This window comes from Agromyces kandeliae, assembly GCF_009674665.1.
Taxonomy (GTDB): Bacteria; Actinomycetota; Actinomycetes; order Actinomycetales; family Microbacteriaceae; genus Agromyces; species Agromyces kandeliae.
In genome coordinates, this window is sequence record NZ_WKJD01000012.1 from 457124 (window position 1) to 473592 (window position 16469).

16 protein-coding genes are annotated in these 16469 nt (G+C 73.4%); 10 read left to right on the forward strand and 6 right to left on the reverse strand.

Going from position 1 to position 16469, the window contains the following annotated elements:
• The first annotated feature begins 112 nt into the window (after window positions 1-112).
• Window positions 113-2215, forward strand: a complete 2103-nt coding sequence (locus GJR97_RS09240) for a multicopper oxidase family protein (protein WP_229276133.1) — start codon at window positions 113-115, stop codon at window positions 2213-2215.
• Here the strand turns inward: GJR97_RS09240 and GJR97_RS18220 are convergent.
• Both GJR97_RS18220 and GJR97_RS09255 read right to left on the reverse strand, forming a co-directional pair.
• On the reverse strand, window positions 2203-3735 hold the full coding sequence (locus GJR97_RS18220; RefSeq protein ID WP_229276134.1) for an alpha/beta hydrolase: 1533 nt from the start codon (window positions 3733-3735) through the stop codon (window positions 2203-2205). The genes GJR97_RS09240 and GJR97_RS18220 overlap by 13 nt on opposite strands.
• Window positions 3736-3792: 57 nt before the next feature.
• Window positions 3793-4197, reverse strand: a complete 405-nt coding sequence (locus tag GJR97_RS09255) for an NUDIX domain-containing protein (protein ID WP_154346160.1) — start codon at window positions 4195-4197, stop codon at window positions 3793-3795.
• Window positions 4198-4270: 73 nt separating this feature from the next.
• On the opposite strand from GJR97_RS09255, the gene GJR97_RS09260 reads away from it, so the two are divergent.
• Window positions 4271-5572, forward strand: a complete 1302-nt coding sequence (locus GJR97_RS09260; RefSeq protein ID WP_154346161.1) for an alpha-hydroxy-acid oxidizing protein — start codon at window positions 4271-4273, stop codon at window positions 5570-5572.
• Between the two features lie 34 nt (window positions 5573-5606).
• Here the strand turns inward: GJR97_RS09260 and GJR97_RS09265 are convergent, their stop codons facing one another.
• The gene (locus tag GJR97_RS09265; protein WP_154346162.1) at window positions 5607-6383 is read right to left on the reverse strand and encodes a polysaccharide deacetylase family protein; all 777 of its coding nucleotides are present in this window, start codon (window positions 6381-6383) and stop codon (window positions 5607-5609) included.
• A gap of 196 nt (window positions 6384-6579) precedes the next feature.
• On the opposite strand from GJR97_RS09265, the gene GJR97_RS09270 reads away from it, so the two are divergent.
• The 6 genes from GJR97_RS09270 to GJR97_RS09295 all read left to right on the forward strand — a co-directional run bounded on the left by GJR97_RS09270 (window position 6580) and on the right by GJR97_RS09295 (window position 12384).
• Entirely contained in the window at window positions 6580-7965 is a 1386-nt protein-coding gene (locus tag GJR97_RS09270; RefSeq protein WP_324613327.1) for a glycine--tRNA ligase, read from the forward strand.
• 139 nt (window positions 7966-8104) lie between these two features.
• Window positions 8105-8620: a thioredoxin gene (locus GJR97_RS09275; RefSeq protein WP_154346163.1), complete on the forward strand. Its 516-nt coding sequence runs from the start codon at window positions 8105-8107 to the stop codon at window positions 8618-8620.
• 16 nt (window positions 8621-8636) lie between these two features.
• A complete protein-coding gene (locus GJR97_RS09280; RefSeq protein ID WP_324613328.1) occupies window positions 8637-9374 on the forward strand; it encodes a cytochrome c biogenesis CcdA family protein in 738 nt (245 codons plus the stop codon).
• On the forward strand, window positions 9367-10146 hold the full coding sequence (locus GJR97_RS09285; protein ID WP_324613330.1) for a response regulator transcription factor: 780 nt from the start codon (window positions 9367-9369) through the stop codon (window positions 10144-10146). The genes GJR97_RS09280 and GJR97_RS09285 overlap by 8 nt, the downstream gene beginning before the upstream one ends.
• Window positions 10143-11279, forward strand: a complete 1137-nt coding sequence (locus GJR97_RS09290) for a sensor histidine kinase (RefSeq protein WP_154346164.1) — start codon at window positions 10143-10145, stop codon at window positions 11277-11279. The genes GJR97_RS09285 and GJR97_RS09290 overlap by 4 nt, the downstream gene beginning before the upstream one ends.
• 82 nt (window positions 11280-11361) lie before the next feature.
• Window positions 11362-12384, forward strand: coding sequence for a hypothetical protein (locus GJR97_RS09295; protein ID WP_154346165.1), 1023 nt, complete (start codon window positions 11362-11364; stop codon window positions 12382-12384).
• Here GJR97_RS09295 and GJR97_RS09300 read toward each other — a convergent pair.
• The gene (locus GJR97_RS09300) at window positions 12381-13040 is read right to left on the reverse strand and encodes a GNAT family N-acetyltransferase (protein ID WP_154346166.1); all 660 of its coding nucleotides are present in this window, start codon (window positions 13038-13040) and stop codon (window positions 12381-12383) included. The genes GJR97_RS09295 and GJR97_RS09300 overlap by 4 nt on opposite strands.
• Window positions 13041-13128: 88 nt before the next feature.
• Here GJR97_RS09300 and GJR97_RS09305 point away from each other — a divergent pair, with 88 nt between their 5' ends.
• Both GJR97_RS09305 and GJR97_RS09310 read left to right on the forward strand, forming a co-directional pair.
• Window positions 13129-13710 (forward strand): TetR/AcrR family transcriptional regulator, encoded by a 582-nt coding sequence (locus GJR97_RS09305; protein ID WP_154346167.1) that lies wholly within the window; start codon window positions 13129-13131, stop codon window positions 13708-13710.
• Window positions 13711-13788: 78 nt separating this feature from the next.
• Window positions 13789-14151 carry a hypothetical protein gene (locus GJR97_RS09310; protein ID WP_154346168.1) on the forward strand — a complete coding sequence of 121 codons (363 nt, stop codon included), beginning with the start codon at window positions 13789-13791 and terminating at the stop codon, window positions 14149-14151.
• Between the two features lie 128 nt (window positions 14152-14279).
• Here the strand turns inward: GJR97_RS09310 and GJR97_RS09315 are convergent, their stop codons facing one another.
• Window positions 14280-15692, reverse strand: a complete 1413-nt coding sequence (locus GJR97_RS09315) for a glutamyl-tRNA reductase (protein WP_324613332.1) — start codon at window positions 15690-15692, stop codon at window positions 14280-14282.
• Between the two features lie 55 nt (window positions 15693-15747).
• The gene (locus tag GJR97_RS09320) at window positions 15748-16455 is read right to left on the reverse strand and encodes a hypothetical protein (RefSeq protein ID WP_154346169.1); all 708 of its coding nucleotides are present in this window, start codon (window positions 16453-16455) and stop codon (window positions 15748-15750) included.
• Window positions 16456-16469: the final 14 nt, after the last annotated feature.

A 16469-nucleotide genomic window follows, 5' to 3' on the forward strand; every position in this document is an offset into this window, starting at 1 on the left:
CTGAGTCCCTTCGCGGCATCGGAAGCGCCGATAGAACTGATGGCGACCCGACTCATACCGCCGCCGCCACCCTGCGCCCCCGCTCCGGCTCGATACCGAGGGGAACAGCAGGATGTCAGAGGCGACGCCGACAGGGCGACCCATCAGTCGACGCACGTTCATCGCGGCCGCAGGGGCGGCCGGCGCGGGGTTCATGCTCTACGCGATGCTGCCGGGCGGCGAACGCGTGGCGCTCGCGCAGATCCCCGGCGGCACGCTGCCGCCGGGCGACGTGCCGAAGTTCATCACGCCGCTGCTCGTTCCGCCCGTCATGCCGCGGGCCGGGACGATCAACCGCAAGGGCGGCAAGCCGGCGGACTACTACGAGATCTCGGTGCGGCAGTTCCCGCAGCAGATCCTGCCGGTGGGCCTGCCGGCGACGACCGTCTGGGGCTACGGCGCAGTCTTGAGCGAGAGCAAGAAGGGGCTGCTCATCCACAACGCCCCGTCGCTCACGATCGAGTCGAAGTGGGGCCGCCCGGTCCGGGTGAAGTGGATCAACGAACTCGTCGACGTCGACGGCAACGCCCTCCCGCACCTGCTGCCCGTCGACCCCACGCTGCACTGGGCGAACCCGCCGGGCGGGGACGCCGGTCGCGACACGAGGCCGGTGTTCACCGGCGACACGCCCGGCCCGTACACCGGGCCCGTCCCGCTCGTCACGCACCTGCACGGTGCGGTCGGCGTCGGCGACGAGAGCGACGGCTACGCCGAGGCGTGGTTCCTGCCCGCCGCCGCCGACATCCCGGCGGGGTATGCGACCGAGGGGACCTGGTACGACTTCTTCGCCGGCAAGGCTGCGGCCGCGTTCGGCGCGACCTGGGGCCCGGGCTTCGCGGAGTTCGAGTACCCGAACGACCAGCGGGAGTCCACGCTCTGGTACCACGACCACGCGCTCGGGATGACGCGCCTCAACGTCTACGCGGGGCCGGCCGGGTTCTTCATCGTCCGCGGGGGCCCGGACGGCGAGAAGGCCGTGCTCGACGCGCGGAACGGGGCGACCGCGGTGCTGCCGTCGCCCGCGCCGATGGAGGGCGACAAGTTCCCGCCGAACAAGACGTACTTCGAGATCCCGATCGTCGTCCAGGATCGCTCGTTCAACTCCGACGGGTCGCTCTTCTACCCCGACACCCGGGAGTTCTTCGACGACATCGTCGGGCCGTACATCCCCGACGGCGAGTTCTCGCCGATCTGGCAGCCCGAGTTCTTCGGCAACATGCTCATGGTCAACGGCAACACGTGGCCCTTCCACCAGGTGGAGCAACGCCGCTACCGCCTGCGGTTCCTCAACGGATGCCAGTCCCGGTTCCTGATCCTCGACTTCACCGCGATCCCGGGCGTCGAGGTCTGGCAGATCGGCAACGAGGGCGGGTTCCTCGCGTCGCCCGTGAACCTCACCGCGGACCACGGCAACCGGATGCTGCTGGGGCTCGCCGAGCGCGCCGACGTCATCGTCGACTTCACCAACGTGCCGGTCGGCGCCTACGTCCTGCAGAACGTCGGTCCGGACGAGCCGTTCGGCGGGGGCGAGCCGGACCTCGACTTCCCGAAGGCGGACCCGGACTCGACCGGCCAGGTCATGTCGTTCGTCGTCGGGCCCGCCCTGGCCGCCGACACGACCACCCCGCCGCAGTACCTCGTCCTCCCGCCGATCGCGCCCCTCCCGGCGGAGTCGGTGGTCCGGCCGCTCGCGCTCATCGAGAAGATGGCGGAGGGCCACAACGAGGAGGGCGACGTCTACGAGGGGCCCGCGGAGGCCCTGCTCGGCGACATCCAGTCGGGGGTCTGGATCGACCGGGTCTGGGCGGATCCGGTGACCGAGAACCCGGCGATCGGTGCGACCGAGGTCTGGGAGTTCGTCAACACGACGGGCGACGCGCATCCGATGCACGTGCACGAGGTCGTGTTCGAGGTCGTGAACCGCGAGGGCCTCGTCCTCGACGGCGGCGAGGTCGCCCAGCCGGTGCAGCCCGACGGCAACGTGCGGCCGCCCGAGCCGTGGGAGACCGGGTTCAAGGACACGGTCATCGCGTACCCCGGCGAGGTCACGCGCGTGCGCGCGACCTTCGTCAACCCCGGCCAGTACGTCTGGCACTGCCACATCGTCGAGCACGAGGACAACGAGATGATGCGTCCGTACCGGATCGGTCCGGAGCAGCCGGGTCAGCCCGCCTGATCGCGGAGGTGGCCGACGCCCTCGAGCACCGCGCGGTGCGTCTCGACGGCGCCGAGGATCCGGAAGTGCCCGGCGACGGGCACGCGGATGTTCGTCGCGCCGTCGAGCATGCTCCCGTCGGGGATGTGCGGGTCGTACCGTCCGAACACGGAGACGATGCGGGCGTTGACGGATGCCGCGCGCCCGAGCATCACGATGGTCTCGTCGCTCGGGAGCAGCGCCCGCACGCTCGGGTCGAGGATGAGCCGGGCCATGCGCGATCCCGCGAACGGCGTCGCGACGGCGACGAGCCCGAGCACGCCGAGCACGCCGTTCGCGCCGTTCGCGGCCGGGGTCGCCCCATCCGGATCGCCTGCGGCATCCGCCCCGGAGACCAGCAGCTGCTTGGCCACGAGGCCGCCCTTGCTGTGCGCGACGATCACCCGGCCGGCATCGGGCGCCCGGCGGCGCTCGATCGCGCGACCGAGTCGGCGGGCGGTGTCGGCGATGCCGCGCCGGTTCGTGCCCATCCCGTGCACGACGCGCACGCGGTAGCCGGCGCCGTTCAGCGCGTCGCCGAGCGGGCGCAGGAACGACCAGTGCTCGTAGATGCCGGGCAGGAGCAGCACCTCGGGCAGGTCCCCGCGACCGGACCGCCAGCGCGCTGGCGGCATCCAGCCCTCGACCACGATCGCGAGCTGGCGGACGCCGGCGTACACGTAGTCGCGCGCCCACCACCATCCGCGCGCGAGCGCGGAGAGCTCCTGCGGCTCGGACACGCGGGCGACCTCGTGGCCGACGTGCTCGCCGCGCGCGTGCCGCCTGACGAGGTCGGCCACGCGCTCGCCCGCCGTCACCATCGTCTCGTGGCCGCGATCGGCGACCTCGACGTACCGCCCGTGCGGCACCATGCGCGCCACCTGCTCGGCCCACGCGCGCGGCGCGAGCCGGTCGTGCTCCCCGCGGACCACGAGCGTCGGCGCCACGACGTCCGGGAGCACGAGCTCGATGCGGTGGTCGAGCATGCGGCGGAGCTTGCGGAAGTACCAGCGCGGCCCGGCCTGCAGGTACGAGCGGATGCCGAGCGCGACCACCTTGGGGCGCGTGAGCGACGGGTCCTCGAGGAGGCGCAGACCCTGCATGAGCGCGGAGCGCTCGCGCGGGTTCACGGTCGGTGCGATGAGCACGACGGATGCCACGAGCTCGGGCCGTTGCGCGGCGGCCTCGGCCACGATCTGCGTGCCCATCGAATGCCCGACCAGCACGACCGGCTCACCGCCCCACTCGGCCTCGACGAGCGCGGCGAGGTGCGACCCGGACTGGGTGATCGTCTGCGTCGTGGCCGGCTCGGGCGCGTCCCCGAAGCCGGGCAGGTCGAGGGCGAGCACGCGCCCCTCACGGGCGAGCTCGTCGGCGAGGTCGGACCAGTAGCGGTGGCCCATGCCGATGCCGTGCACGAGCACGTACGTCGGTCGCCCCGCGCCCGACTCGGTGATCACGGTCACCTCGTCGCCACGGCGGAACTCGCGCGTCCGCGACATCCGCACCCCCTCCCGCCGACCCCAGGTTCGATCATGCCGGAATCCGCAGCGCGCCCGTCAGTCGATGAGGCCGGATGCCGCGAGCCGGCGGAGCACCTCGACGCCCGCCGGCGGGCACCGGTCCGCGTCGGCGGTGCCCACCCAGTGCACCTCGCCGACCTCGCCCGAGGGGACGGGCGCGGCATCCGTCTCGGCGAGGAAGACGTGCATGCGCACGTGCCGGCCCTCGGCCTGCCCGTGCGCCAGCTCGCGGACGGTGAACGCCTCGACGAGGTGCGCCGGGTCGAGCACGAGCCCGACCTCCTCGAGGGCCTCGCGCGCGGCGGCCTCGGCGGGCGTCTCGCCCGCGTCGAGCTTCCCGCCCGGCATGTAGTGCACGTCGCGGCCGCGCGCGGTGACCATGAGCACGCGACGATCGCGCACGAGCGCGATCGCGGCGACGTGCAGGTCGGGTAGCGGCATCCGTTCAGCCTAGGCGGCCCGCCGCGCGGCGACCGCTACGCTCGTCGGAGTCCCGACGCGAAGGAGCGATGCGATGGCCGAGCCGACCCGAGGGTTCGCGCGAGCGGTTCAGTCCGAGGTCTACCGCGCGGGGCTCTCCGGCACGCGACCCGCGGTGCCCGTCGACCCGGACGCGCTCGAGCGCGCCGCCCGGAAGGCCCTCCCCGCCGAGGCGTTCGCCTACCTCGCCGGCGGCGCGGGCTCCGAGCGCACGATCGCCGCGAACCGCGCCGCGTTCGGGCGCTGGGGCATCTGGCCGCGCGTGCTGTCCGACGTCGCCGAGCGCGACCTCGCGATCGAGCTCTTCGGGCGGCGCCGGCCGACCCCGTTCGTGCTCTCGCCGATCGGGGTGATCGAGCTCGCGCACCGCGACGCCGACCTCGCGGTCGGTCGCGCCGCGGCCTCGCTCGGCGTCCCGTACGTGCTCTCGAACCAGGCGTCGCGGCCGATGGAGGACGTCGCCGACGCGATGGGCGACGGCGCCCGCTGGTTCCAGCTCTACTGGAGCGCGTCCGACGAGCTGAACGCCTCGTTCCTCCGTCGCGCCGAGGCGTCCGGCTGCGAGGCCGTCGTCGTGACCCTCGACACCCACCTGCTCGGGTGGCGCACGCGCGACCTCGACCTCGGCTTCCTGCCGTTCACGCGCGGGCAGGGCATCGCGCAGTACACGTCCGACCCGGTGTTCGCCGAGCTCGTGCGCGAACGGGTCGCCCGCGGCGCAGGCGGCGGGCCGCGGCCGAAGGTCACGCCGACACTGCTCAGGTCGGCGCTCGGGATCGCGCGGGCGGGCGCGCGGACGCCGCTCGTCGACGGCGGCGTGCGCGAGGCGCTGCGATCGCCGCTCCCGCGCGCGGCGATCGAGACGTTCCTCGACGTCTTCGCGCAGCCGGCGCTCACCTGGGGCGACCTCGCGCGCCTCCGGGACTGGACGAGCCTGCCGGTGGTCCTCAAGGGCATCCTCCACCCGGATGACGCGGAACGCGCGATCGACCACGGCGTCGACGGCATCGTGGTCTCCAACCACGGCGGGCGTCAGGTCGACGCCTCCGTCGCGTCGCTCGCCGCGCTGCCTGCGGTCGCCGCCCGCGTCGCGGACCGGGTGCCGATCATCCTCGACAGCGGCGTGCGCGGCGGGGCCGACGCCGTGACCGCGCTCGCGCTGGGTGCGACGGCCGTCGGCCTCGGGCGCCCGTACGCCTACGGCCTCGCGGTCGCCGGGGAGGCCGGCGTCCGCGAGGTGATCCGCAACCACGTCGCCGAATTCGACCTGACGATGGCGCTCGCGGGGCACCGCTCGGTCGGCGAGATCGGACCCGAGACGATCCGCTCGGCGTGAGCCGTGGCATCCGCCGTCGCCCGCCGCGGCGGGATCACGGGTGCTGCGCCGACGTGAAGACGTCGTTGAGCGTGACCGTGGCGAGGCCGCGCTCCTCGAGGATCTGCTGCAGTCGCGGCAGCACGTGCACGACGGGGTCGTGGTTCAGGTGCCCGATCACGATGCGCCCGGCGGTGAACCACTCGTCGGCGAGGTCGACGATCTGCTGCTGCGAGAGCTCGCCCGAGTCGCCGAGCGAGCCGTACCAGAGCGTGGGCACCGTGTAGCCGATCGCGGCGGCCGCGGCGTCCACGCGCGCGTCGTGGACCCCGTACGGCGGGCGGAAGTACGGCCGGGCATCGATGCCGTAGACCGACTGCAGGTAGTCGTGGTTGTGCTGCAGCTGCCACTGGATCTCGGCATCGCTCAGCGTCGTCAGGTCGGGGTGCGACCAGGTGTGGTTCGCGAGCTGGATCTGCCCGCGCTCGACGAGGGGGCGGATGGCATCGGCGTTGTCGTCCCACGACGGGTAGACGCCGTTCACGAAGTAGGTGAGGCGGATGCCGCTCGCCGCCGCGAACGCGGTGTAGGCGCCGACCACCGACGAGTCGGTCCCGTCGTCCACCGTCCAGGCGAGGACCTGCCCCGCGTCCGCGGGGAGCTCGGTGAGCGCGCCGGACGGGACGGAGACCCGAGCGAGCCGGGGAGCCGGGTGCTCCTCGACCGCGGCCTCCTGCTCCTCGACCTCCTGCCGGTCGGCCATGACCCTGCCGACCGCGAGCACGCCGACGACCGCGACGCCGGTCAGGAACACGCGTCGGGTGAAGCCCATGCGGCCGCCCCCTCCCGCCGTGGCGGCCCGGGCCGACCGCCTCACGAGCCGTTGTACACCGATCCGCGGCCGGCGGGCGGGCGCGCGCTCCGTGCGGCGCGAAGCCGCGGCATCCGTCGCCCTTCACATTTCGTAGGATGGACAGCGACTTCGCGGGCGACTCGCCCGATTCCCTTCCTGGACCATTGGAGCCACCGTGGCCGCACCCACCCGTCTCGATTCCGTCATCACGCTCGCCCAGCACCGGGGCTTCGTCTTCCAGGCGGGTGAGATCTACGGCGGATCCCGGTCCGCGTGGGACTACGGGCCCCTCGGCGTCGAGCTGAAGGAGAACATCAAGCGGCAGTGGTGGCGGTCGATGGTGCAGGGTCGCGACGACGTCGTCGGCCTCGACTCGAGCGTCATCCTGCCCAAGCAGGTGTGGGAGGCCTCCGGCCACGTCGAGGTCTTCAGCGACCCGCTCGTCGAGTGCCAGCACTGCCACAAGCGCTTCCGCGAGGACCACCTCGTCGAGGCGTTCGAGCACAAGAAGGGCCGCGCGCCCGAGAACGGCATGGCCGACATCGTCTGCCCGAACTGCGGCACGCGCGGCCAGTGGACCGAGCCCCGCGAGTTCTCGGGCCTGCTGAAGACCTTCCTCGGCCCGGTCGACGACGCGGCCGGCCTGCACTACCTCCGCCCCGAGACCGCCCAGGGCATCTTCGTCAACTTCGGCAACGTGCTGCAGGCGGCCCGCACCAAGCCGCCGTTCGGCATCGGCCAGATCGGCAAGTCGTTCCGCAACGAGATCACGCCGGGCAACTTCATCTTCCGCACGCGCGAGTTCGAGCAGATGGAGATGGAGTTCTTCGTCGAGCCCGGCACCGATGAGGAATGGCACCAGTACTGGATCGACACGCGTTTCCAGTGGTACGTCGACCTCGGCATCGACCCCGAGAACCTGCGCCTGTTCGAGCACCCGAAGGACAAGCTCAGCCACTACTCGAAGCGCACGGTCGACATCGAGTACCGCTTCGGCTTCGCCGGCGGCGACTGGGGCGAGCTCGAGGGCGTCGCGAACCGCACCGACTTCGACCTCTCGACGCACGCGAAGCACTCCGGCAAGGAGCTGTCGTACTTCGACCAGCAGAAGAACGAGCGCTGGACGCCGTACGTCATCGAGCCCGCGGCGGGCCTCACCCGATCGCTGATGGCGTTCCTCGTCGACGCGTACCACGTCGAAGAGGTGCCGAACGCGAAGGGCGGCGTCGACACCCGCACGGTCCTGAAGCTCGACCCGCGCCTCGCCCCCGTCAAGGCGGCCGTGCTCCCGCTCTCGCGCAACGAGAAGCTCTCGCCGCTCGCGCGCGAGGTCGCGGCGACGCTCCGCAAGCACTGGAACGTCGACTTCGACGACGCCGGTGCGATCGGTCGCCGCTACCGCCGCCAGGACGAGATCGGCACCCCGTTCTGCGTGACCGTCGACTTCGACTCGCTCGACGACGACGCCGTGACGGTGCGCGACCGCGACAGCATGGGCCAGGAGCGCGTGCCGCTCGCCGAGCTCGAGGGGTACCTGGCCGCGCGCCTCGTCGGCGCCTGAGCAGGCCCGGCTCGTCCGGGCCGGGCCCGGCCGGGCCCGGCCGTCAGGGTTCCGTAATCCCGCGGCCCGGCAGGCGTACGGCCCACGACGTACCGTGGAGGGAGCGGGCGGAGGTCGCCCGCGGAACGAGGAAGCCGTCATGCCCGAACGCCCCGCCCGCCCTCTCGCCGCGTCGGTGGTACTCATCGCCGCGCTCGCGCTGACCGGCTGCGCCACGCAGGCGACGGATGCCTCCGGCGCGAGCACCGACCCCGCACCCGCGGCGGAGCAGGCGCCCGAGCCCACGACCGACACGACCGACGCGAGCGATGAGGCGGCCGCATCCGAGGACACCGCGGCCGCGCCCGCCGAGGGCGCCTACCTCGACTACACCGACGGCGCGATCGAGGCGACCGCCGGGCCGAAGGCCCTGTTCTTCCACGCGAGCTGGTGCCCGAAGTGCCGTGCGCTCGACGAGGACCTCCGCGCCGAGGGCGCGCCCGACGGGCTCACGGTGTTCAAGGTCGACTACGACTCGCGCACCGACCTGCGCCAGCAGTACGGCGTGACCATCCAGACGACGATCGTGTTCGTCGACGACGCGGGCGAGAAGATCTCGAGCGTCGTCCTCTACGAGGACCCCTCGGTCGAATCGCTCGTCGCCGCGATGCCGTGAGGCGGCTGGCCACCCCGTGACCGCGTCCCTCACCCTCGCCCTCGCCGCCGGCGTGCTGACCGTGGCTGCGCCGTGCGTGCTGCCGCTGCTGCCCGTGATCGTCGGCGGATCGATCGTCCAGGGCGGCGACGAGCGCCGTGCGCGCTACCGCCCGTACGTGATCGCCGCGTCGCTCGCGGCATCCGTCGTCGTGTTCACGCTGCTGCTGAAGGCGACCACGGCGCTGCTCGGCATCCCGCCGCAGGTGTGGCAGGTGATCGCGGGCGGCATCGTGATCCTGCTCGGCGTCGACATGCTGTTCCCGCGGCTGTGGGAGCGGGTGTCGACCGCGCTCGGCTGGGGTGCGAGGAGCGGCGAGATGCTCGACCGCTCCGTCCGGCGGCAGAGCGTCGGCGGCGACATCCTCACCGGCGCGGCGCTCGGCCCCGTGTTCTCGAGCTGCAGCCCGACCTACGCGCTGATCGTCGCCGCGGTCCTGCCGGTGTCGTTCGGCGAGGGCGTGGTGTACGTCGTCGCGTACGCGGTGGGTCTCGCGGCGATGCTGCTGCTCATCGCCCTGCTCGGTCGGAGCCTCGTGCGCCGGCTCGGATGGCTCGCGAACCCCGACGGATGGTTCCGGCGCACGATCGGCGTGATCTTCATCGTCGTGGGCATCGTGGTCGTGACCGGCTTCGACAAGACCCTGCAGACGTGGATCCTCGACGCCGGGCTGTACGATCCGATCGCACGCCTCGAGGAGGTGATCGGTGGCTGACCAGGTCGACCTGCTGCTCGACGGGCGGCTCGTGCTGCTCGTCGACGACGACCCGACCGTGCTCGAGGTGTGCCGCGCCTACCTCGAGTCGGCGGGGTTCCGCGTGCAGGACGCCGCGGATGCGTTCGTCGCGCTCGACCGCATCGCCGCCGAACGGCCCGACCTCGTCGTGCTCGACCGGATGCTGCCCGGCGTCGACGGCATCGAGGTCTGTCGACGCATCCGCGCCCACTCGCAGGTGCCGGTCATCATGCTCACCGCGCTCGGCGGCGAGGACGACCGCATCGCGGGCCTCGAGGCCGGAGTCGACGACTACCTCGCGAAGCCGTTCTCGCCGCGCGAGCTGACGCTGCGCGTGCAGTCGGTGCTGCGGCGCGCGCTCGCCGTCGAAGCCGCGGGTGCGGCCGTGGCCGGTTCGGAGGCCGCCGTGGTCTCGCGCGGGCCGCTGCGCATCGACACGGCAGCGCACACGGTCGACCTCGACGGCCGACGGCTCGCGCTGACGCAGCGCGAGTTCGAGCTGCTCGCCTTCCTCGCCCGCCGGCCGGGCACGGTGTTCTCGCGCGAGGACCTGCTGCAGGGCGTCTGGGGCTGGAGCCACGGCGACCTCTCGACCGTCACCGTGCACGTGCGCCGGCTGCGGGAGAAGATCGAGGCGGATGCGGCGAATCCGCGCATGCTCGTGACGGTCTGGGGGTACGGCTACCGGTTCGACGACCCGGGCGCGAACGGCGCGCCAGGCGCCGGGCCGAGCGGGGAGGCGGGCCCGTGAGCGGCACCGACCTGCTCCTCGTCGTCGCGGTCTCGGCCGCGATCGCCGCCGGCGTCGGCTTCGTCGCCTGGCTGCTGCTGCGCCGCTTCGCGTGGGCGCCCATCGTCGTGCACCTCGTCACGGTGGTCGTCGCGGCCGTGGCGTCCGTCGTCGGCGGCGTGCTCGTGGCGACCCAGGCGATGTACCTCTCCGACCACGATGCGCAGATCGCCCTCGCGATCGCCGTCACGAGTGGGGTCGTCGCGATCCTGACGGCGTCGATCCTCGGGACCGAGATCGCCCGCGCCGCGCGCGTGCTGCGCTCGGCGGCGGAGGACCTGGGCCGCGGCATCCCCGTCGAATCGCGCCCCCTGCCGATCGGCGAGTTCCGGGCCGTGCTCGACGAGCTCGCGGCATCCGACGCGCGCATCCGCGCCGCGCGCGAGGAGGTCGAGCGCCAGGAGCAGGCCCGCCGCGAGCTGGTCACGCGCGTCGCGCACGACCTGCGCGTCCCGCTCGCCGGCATCCGTGCGCAGGCCGAGGCCCTGCAGGACGGCCTCGCGCCCGACCCCGACCGCTACCTCGCCCGCATCGCATCGCAGGTCGACCGGCTCGACGCCCTTGTGGCCGACCTCTTCGCGGTCTCGCAGATCGACGCGGGCACCCTGCACCTGCGCACCGAGCGGCTGTCGCTGGCGGATGTCGCGAGCGACGCCGTCTCCGAGCTGCGCGGGCTCGCCGACGGCGCGGGCGTGCGCCTCGACCTCGTCGTCGCCCCCGGCACGTCGCCCACGGTCGAGGGCGACGCGCTGCAGCTCGGCCGCGCCGTCGCGAACCTGCTCGCGAATGCGCTCCAGCACACGCCGGCCGGCGGCCGCGTCGCGGTCACGGTCGACGGCGAGGGCGACGACGTGCGCCTCGCGGTCGCCGACAGCGGCCCGGGGTTCGCCGCGGCGGATCTCGCGCACGCGTTCGAGGCCGGATGGCGCGGGTCGTCCGCGCGCTCGCCGCATCGACTCGACGTGACGGGGGGCGCGGGGCTCGGGCTCGCGATCGTGCGCGGCATCGCCCGAGCGCACGGCGGAGACGCGACGGCGTCGAACGCGCCGGAGGGCGGCGCCGTGCTCGCGGTCACGCTCCCTCGGGTCGACTGACGCGCGCCCGGGTCGTTGCCGACCCTCCGTCGGGCTGCCATCATGGCGCGGGAGTGCACGTCCGAGCATCCACGGGGGAATGATGACGAACGCATCCGGACCGAACCCGCCCGACGACGGCCGCACCGAAGTGCTCGACGCGCCGGGTCCGGAGCCGGAGGGGCGGCCCGCGACGCGCAACGGCCTCGGAATCGCGGCGCTCGTCGTCGGCCTCGTGGCCGTGGTGGTCGCCGTGCTGGCCCTGGCGTGGTCGTGGGCGTGGATCGCGGGCGCCGTGCTCGCGGCGATCGGCCTCGTACTGGGCATCGTGGGCCTCACGAAGTCGGACCGCCCGAAGGGCGTCGCGACCGCGGGCACGGTCGTCTCGGGTGCCGCCCTGGTGCTCGCCGTCATCTTCGGCGTGCTCTACGGCACCGGCGCCCTGGGCACGACCGCACAGCCGACCGCCTCGCCGACGCCGTCCGCCTCGCCGTCGGCGTCCCCGACCGAGACGCCGACGGCCAGCCCGACCGAGACGCCGACCGCGACCGTGCAGGAATGGGCCGACCAGACCTGGGGCGCCTTCACGGAGGTCGACGCGAGCGGCACGGGCGACGACGTGGTGGCGATCCCGGACGGGATCTCCGGCGGGATCGTGACGGCCACGTTCGACGGGGACGACGGGGCCGCGTTCACGCTCACGCTGCTCGACGCCTCGAACACCCCTGCGGGCGACCCGCTCGTCGACACGACCGACGACTACCAGGGCACGACGGCGTGGGGCGTGGCGGATGCCTCGTCGGCGCGCAGCGTCCAGGTGACGGCGAGCGGCTCGTGGACGCTCTCGATCGAGCAGATGTCCGCGGCATCCGAACTGCCGAACGCCGCGAACGGCGAGGACGACACGGTCTACCTCTACGGCGGCGGCGCGGCGACGCTCGCCGCGACCCACACCGGAGACGACGCCGAGGACCCGTTCGTCGTCGCCCAGCAGGCGCAGCAGGCGTTCGGCGGCGCAGCGCTCATCGACGTGACCGGTGCGTACGACGGCAGCGTGCCGCTCGGGGCCGGCCCGTCGGTGGTGACCGTCCGCTCGACGGAGGACTGGACGCTCTCGGTCGGCTAGGCCGGGTTCCTGGTCGCGACGCCCGCGCGCAGCGCGCGCCACTCGCGCCGCAGCATGCCGTACGAGGCCGTGTCCTGCCACTCGCCGTCGTTGTACTCCTCCTCGACGAGCGTCGCCTCGCGTCGCATGCCGAGGCGTTCGCACAGGCCGGCGGATGCCGCGTTGCGGGCGTCGAGGTGCGCGACGACGCGGTGCGCGGCGAGCCGTCCGAAGGCGAGGTCGAGCAGCACGTCGGCACCCTCGGTCGCGAGGCCGCGCCCGTGGAAGTCGGGATGCACGACCCAGCCGATCTCGAGCCGCGCGTGCTGGGCGCTCGAGATCCGGACCATCAGGTCGCCGATGACGCGTCCGTCGAGCACCATCGCGAGGAAGATCGCGTCCCCGTCGGCGACGAGGCGGCGCATGCCGGCCCGCGCCTCGGTGTGCTCGCGCGCCTCGTCGTGTTCGCGCTCGGGCCAGGGGATGTAGCGGAGCACCTCGGGGAGGCGCTGGTACTCCCAGACGTCGTCTGCGTCGTACGCCGCGAGCGGCCGCAGCGTCATCCGCGCGGTCGTGAACGGCCGGTGCTCGACCTCGGCGACGTCGAACGGCAGTCGGAGCGCCGGCGGGCCGGCGTCGGCCGCCTCATCGGGCAGCGCGTGGAGGATTGTGGACATCGAACGGCAGCGTACCGCGCCGTGCTGCGCGCAGCAGCCGCCGTCGCGCCGGGCGACGGTCGCCGGTGCATGGGCGGATAATCGGGGGATGCCGAAGATCAGCGCACCGACCGTCGCGGAGCACCGCGCCGCGCAGCGGACGGCCCTGCTGCTCGCGACGCGCGAACTGCTCGAGTCCGAGGGCGTGGCGGCCGCGACGCCCGCCGCGGTGACGCGGCGTGCGGGGCTCTCCCGCTCCTCGTTCTACGAGTACTTCGCGTCACGCGACGACCTGCTCGTCGCCGTCGCCCTGCAGGTCTTCGACGAGTGGAACTCGGAGCTCGAGGACGCGCTCGAGGCCGCGGAGCCCGGAATGGGGCGGTTGCGCGCCTACGTCGTCACGGCGCTCGCGATGACGGCCGACGGGCACCATCGCATCGCGACCGTGCTCCGCGAGGCGGACCTGTCGCCGACGAGCCGGGACGACATGATGGCCGTGCACGACCGCCTCACCTCGCCGCTCGTCCGCGTGCTCGACGAGCTCGGCGTCGCGGACGCGCGGACGACCGGGGCCTTCGTGCAGGGGGCCCTCGCGTCGGCGATGCAGCTCGTCTCGCACGGCGTGGCGGTCGACTCGACCGCCGCCGGGCTGATCGCGATGCTCGAGCACGGCATCGTGCGCAGCGCCTGATTCGGGGGGACGACCCTTTCCTGACATACTGTCGGTATGTTGCCGACGGTGCGTCGGCATCCCCCGAAACGGAGCTCCATGGAAATCCTCAAGAACGTCATCCTCGCGGTGCACGTCATCGGCGTCGCGAGCCTGCTGGGAGGAGTGCTCGTGCAGCTCGGCGCGCAGCGCTCCGGCACCGCGCGGATCATCCCCGCGATCGTCCACGGTGCGTGGACCATGCTCGCCACGGGCGTCATCCTCGTCGGCCTGCAGTACCCGCTCGGCCGCGAACCCGACAACCTGAAGATCACGGTGAAGCTGGTGATCCTGGTCGCGATCCTCGTGATCGCGCTCGTGAACCGCAAGCGCGAGACCCTCGCGCGATGGGTCCTGCCGACGCTCGCCGTACTGTCGATCACCAACGTCGTCATCGCGACGGTGTGGCGGCAGTACGCGTAGGAGGGCGTCCGCACGACGTGACGACGGGCTCGGCCGCTGCGGCCGGGCCCGTTCCGCGTCCGCACGGCATGCCGCGATGTCGCCGACCGTCGGCACGCGTCGGGACGGGGCGCGTCGGGATCGGGGGGTCAGCCGGCGTCGGCCGCGGGGCGGGCGTCGTCGTCGCCGCGCTCGCCCTCGGCGAGGCCGGATGCCGCGGTCGCGGCCTCGGGCCGGATGCCGAAGATCGCCTCGAGTCCGTCGAGCCAGGCCTGCTGGTCGCCGGCGCGCGCGTACTCGCGCGAGCGCACCATGGGCGTGTGCAGCAGGACGCCCGCCATGTGCCGCAGCGCGGCCTCGGTGCGTCCGTCGTCGTCGCCGCGCGACCGGGCGCGCTCGATCTCGGCGTCGAGCACGTCGAACACGTGACGGCGCAGCGCCACGACCGCGGGGGCCAGGTCGAGCTCCTCGGCGACACGGCCGAAGTTCCGGGCGGCGCGGTCCACGATCTCGCGCGCCGCGTCGGTCGATCCGAACTCCTCGAGCGGCGCGTGGATCTTGATGGTCTCGAGGTCGAGCAGCTCGACGCCCGCGACATCGACGACGTCGGCCGCGACGTTGCGCGGCAGCCCGAGGTCGATCACGAGCTGGCGCGGCGCGTCGCCGGCCGAGCCATCGGCCGTTCCCGCGGCAGCCGCCGGCGACTCGCGACCCGGCAGCAGCGCGACGGGCGGCCGACCGGCGGCGACGGCGAGCTCGGTGCGACCGAGCTCGAGCAGGTCGCGGTCGACGACGTGATGCTCCACCGTCGTGCAGGTGACGATGAGGTCGGCGCCCGCGGCGGCCATCGCGTAGTCGGCGTTCGACACCGCCTCGATGCCGTGGTTCGCGGCGAAGCGGCTCGCCCTCCCGGAGACCGAGTGCACGGCGACGTCGACGACGCCGCGGTCGCGCAGTGCCGCGAGCGACGCGCCCGCGTACCGGCCGGTGCCGACGAGGAGCACGCGCACGGCCGACCAGTCGGTCACGCGGCTCTCGGCGAGGTCGAGCGCGAGGCGGACGAGCGACCGGCCCTCGTGGCCGATGCCGGTGCGGTTCTTCACCTTGCGCGAGGTCTGCGAGGCGCGCTGGAAGAGGCGCTCGAGCTCGGGCGTGGTGGTGCCCTCGGCACGCGCGTGCTCGAGCGAGCGGCGCACCTGGCCGGCGATCTCGCCCTCGCCGACGACGACCGACTCCAGGCCGGCGGCGACCGAGAAGAGATGCCCGGCCACGGCGTTGCCGTGGACGAAGTCGAAGGTGCTGCGGAGTTCGTCCGTCGAGAGGCCGGCGATGTCGCCGACCGCGAAGATCGCGTCGTGGACGGCCTCGACGGGGGAGTCGCCGTGCGGGATGTCGAGGTCGAGGTAGGCCTCGTACCGGTTGCACGTGGCGACGACCACCGCGCCGCGGACGGCGTCGTGCCCGCCGGTCAACCGCGGCCCGGCGTGCTCGGAGGACGCCGAGAGACGTTCGAGCATGTCGAAGCCGGCGTTCTTGTGGCTCGCGGTGAGACAGATGAGCACCGGACGATTCTACCTGCCGTCGAAAGCGGCTCCGACCGGCCACGTCACACGCGGGTCAGGCGGCGGGGCGGGCCTGCCGGATGATCGGGATCGCGCCGGTGATGGGCGGCAGCTCGAGGCCCGCGGCCGCGAGCGCCGCGCGATGCCGGGCCTTCCAGGCGCGCACGGTCGCGAAGAACGGCGCGTCGGTCAGTGCGTACCGGCCGGGCCGTGGATCGCTCAGCATCATCGGCAGCTCGATGCTCGAGCCGTCGCGGCGGATCCGCACGACCGCGACGGGGACGCTCGTGCTGCCCGCCACGGTCGAGTCGGCGCGGATGTTCCGCACCTCGCGCCACGGGAATGCGGCGATGCGGCGCGGCCGACGGCCGCCGCCCCAGAACGAGATGCCGTGGTCGTCGGCGACGACGGCGAACCGCCGGGGGAGCCGGTGGGCGCGGCTGCCCAGCTCGTCGAGGCGGGAGACGAGGTCGCGGTTCCTGATGCCGCAGCTCACCGCACCGGCGTGGACCGAGTCGAGCGCGCGGTGGCGGGCGCGGCCGCGCGCGGAGGCCGAGCCCCGGACGATCGCGGACACGAGGACGATGAGGCCGGCGATGGCGGCGAGGCCGAGCGCGACGGGCGTGCCGGGGACGTCGGGCAGGGCCTGGACGACCCGGTCCACCTGGCGCCCGCCGAGGAGGAGGGCGGCGACGACGGCGGCGGCGGCGAGGGCGACGAGCACGATGAGTCCGGTGCGATGCCGCGTTGCGATGCTGGACACAGTGATGTTCTCCG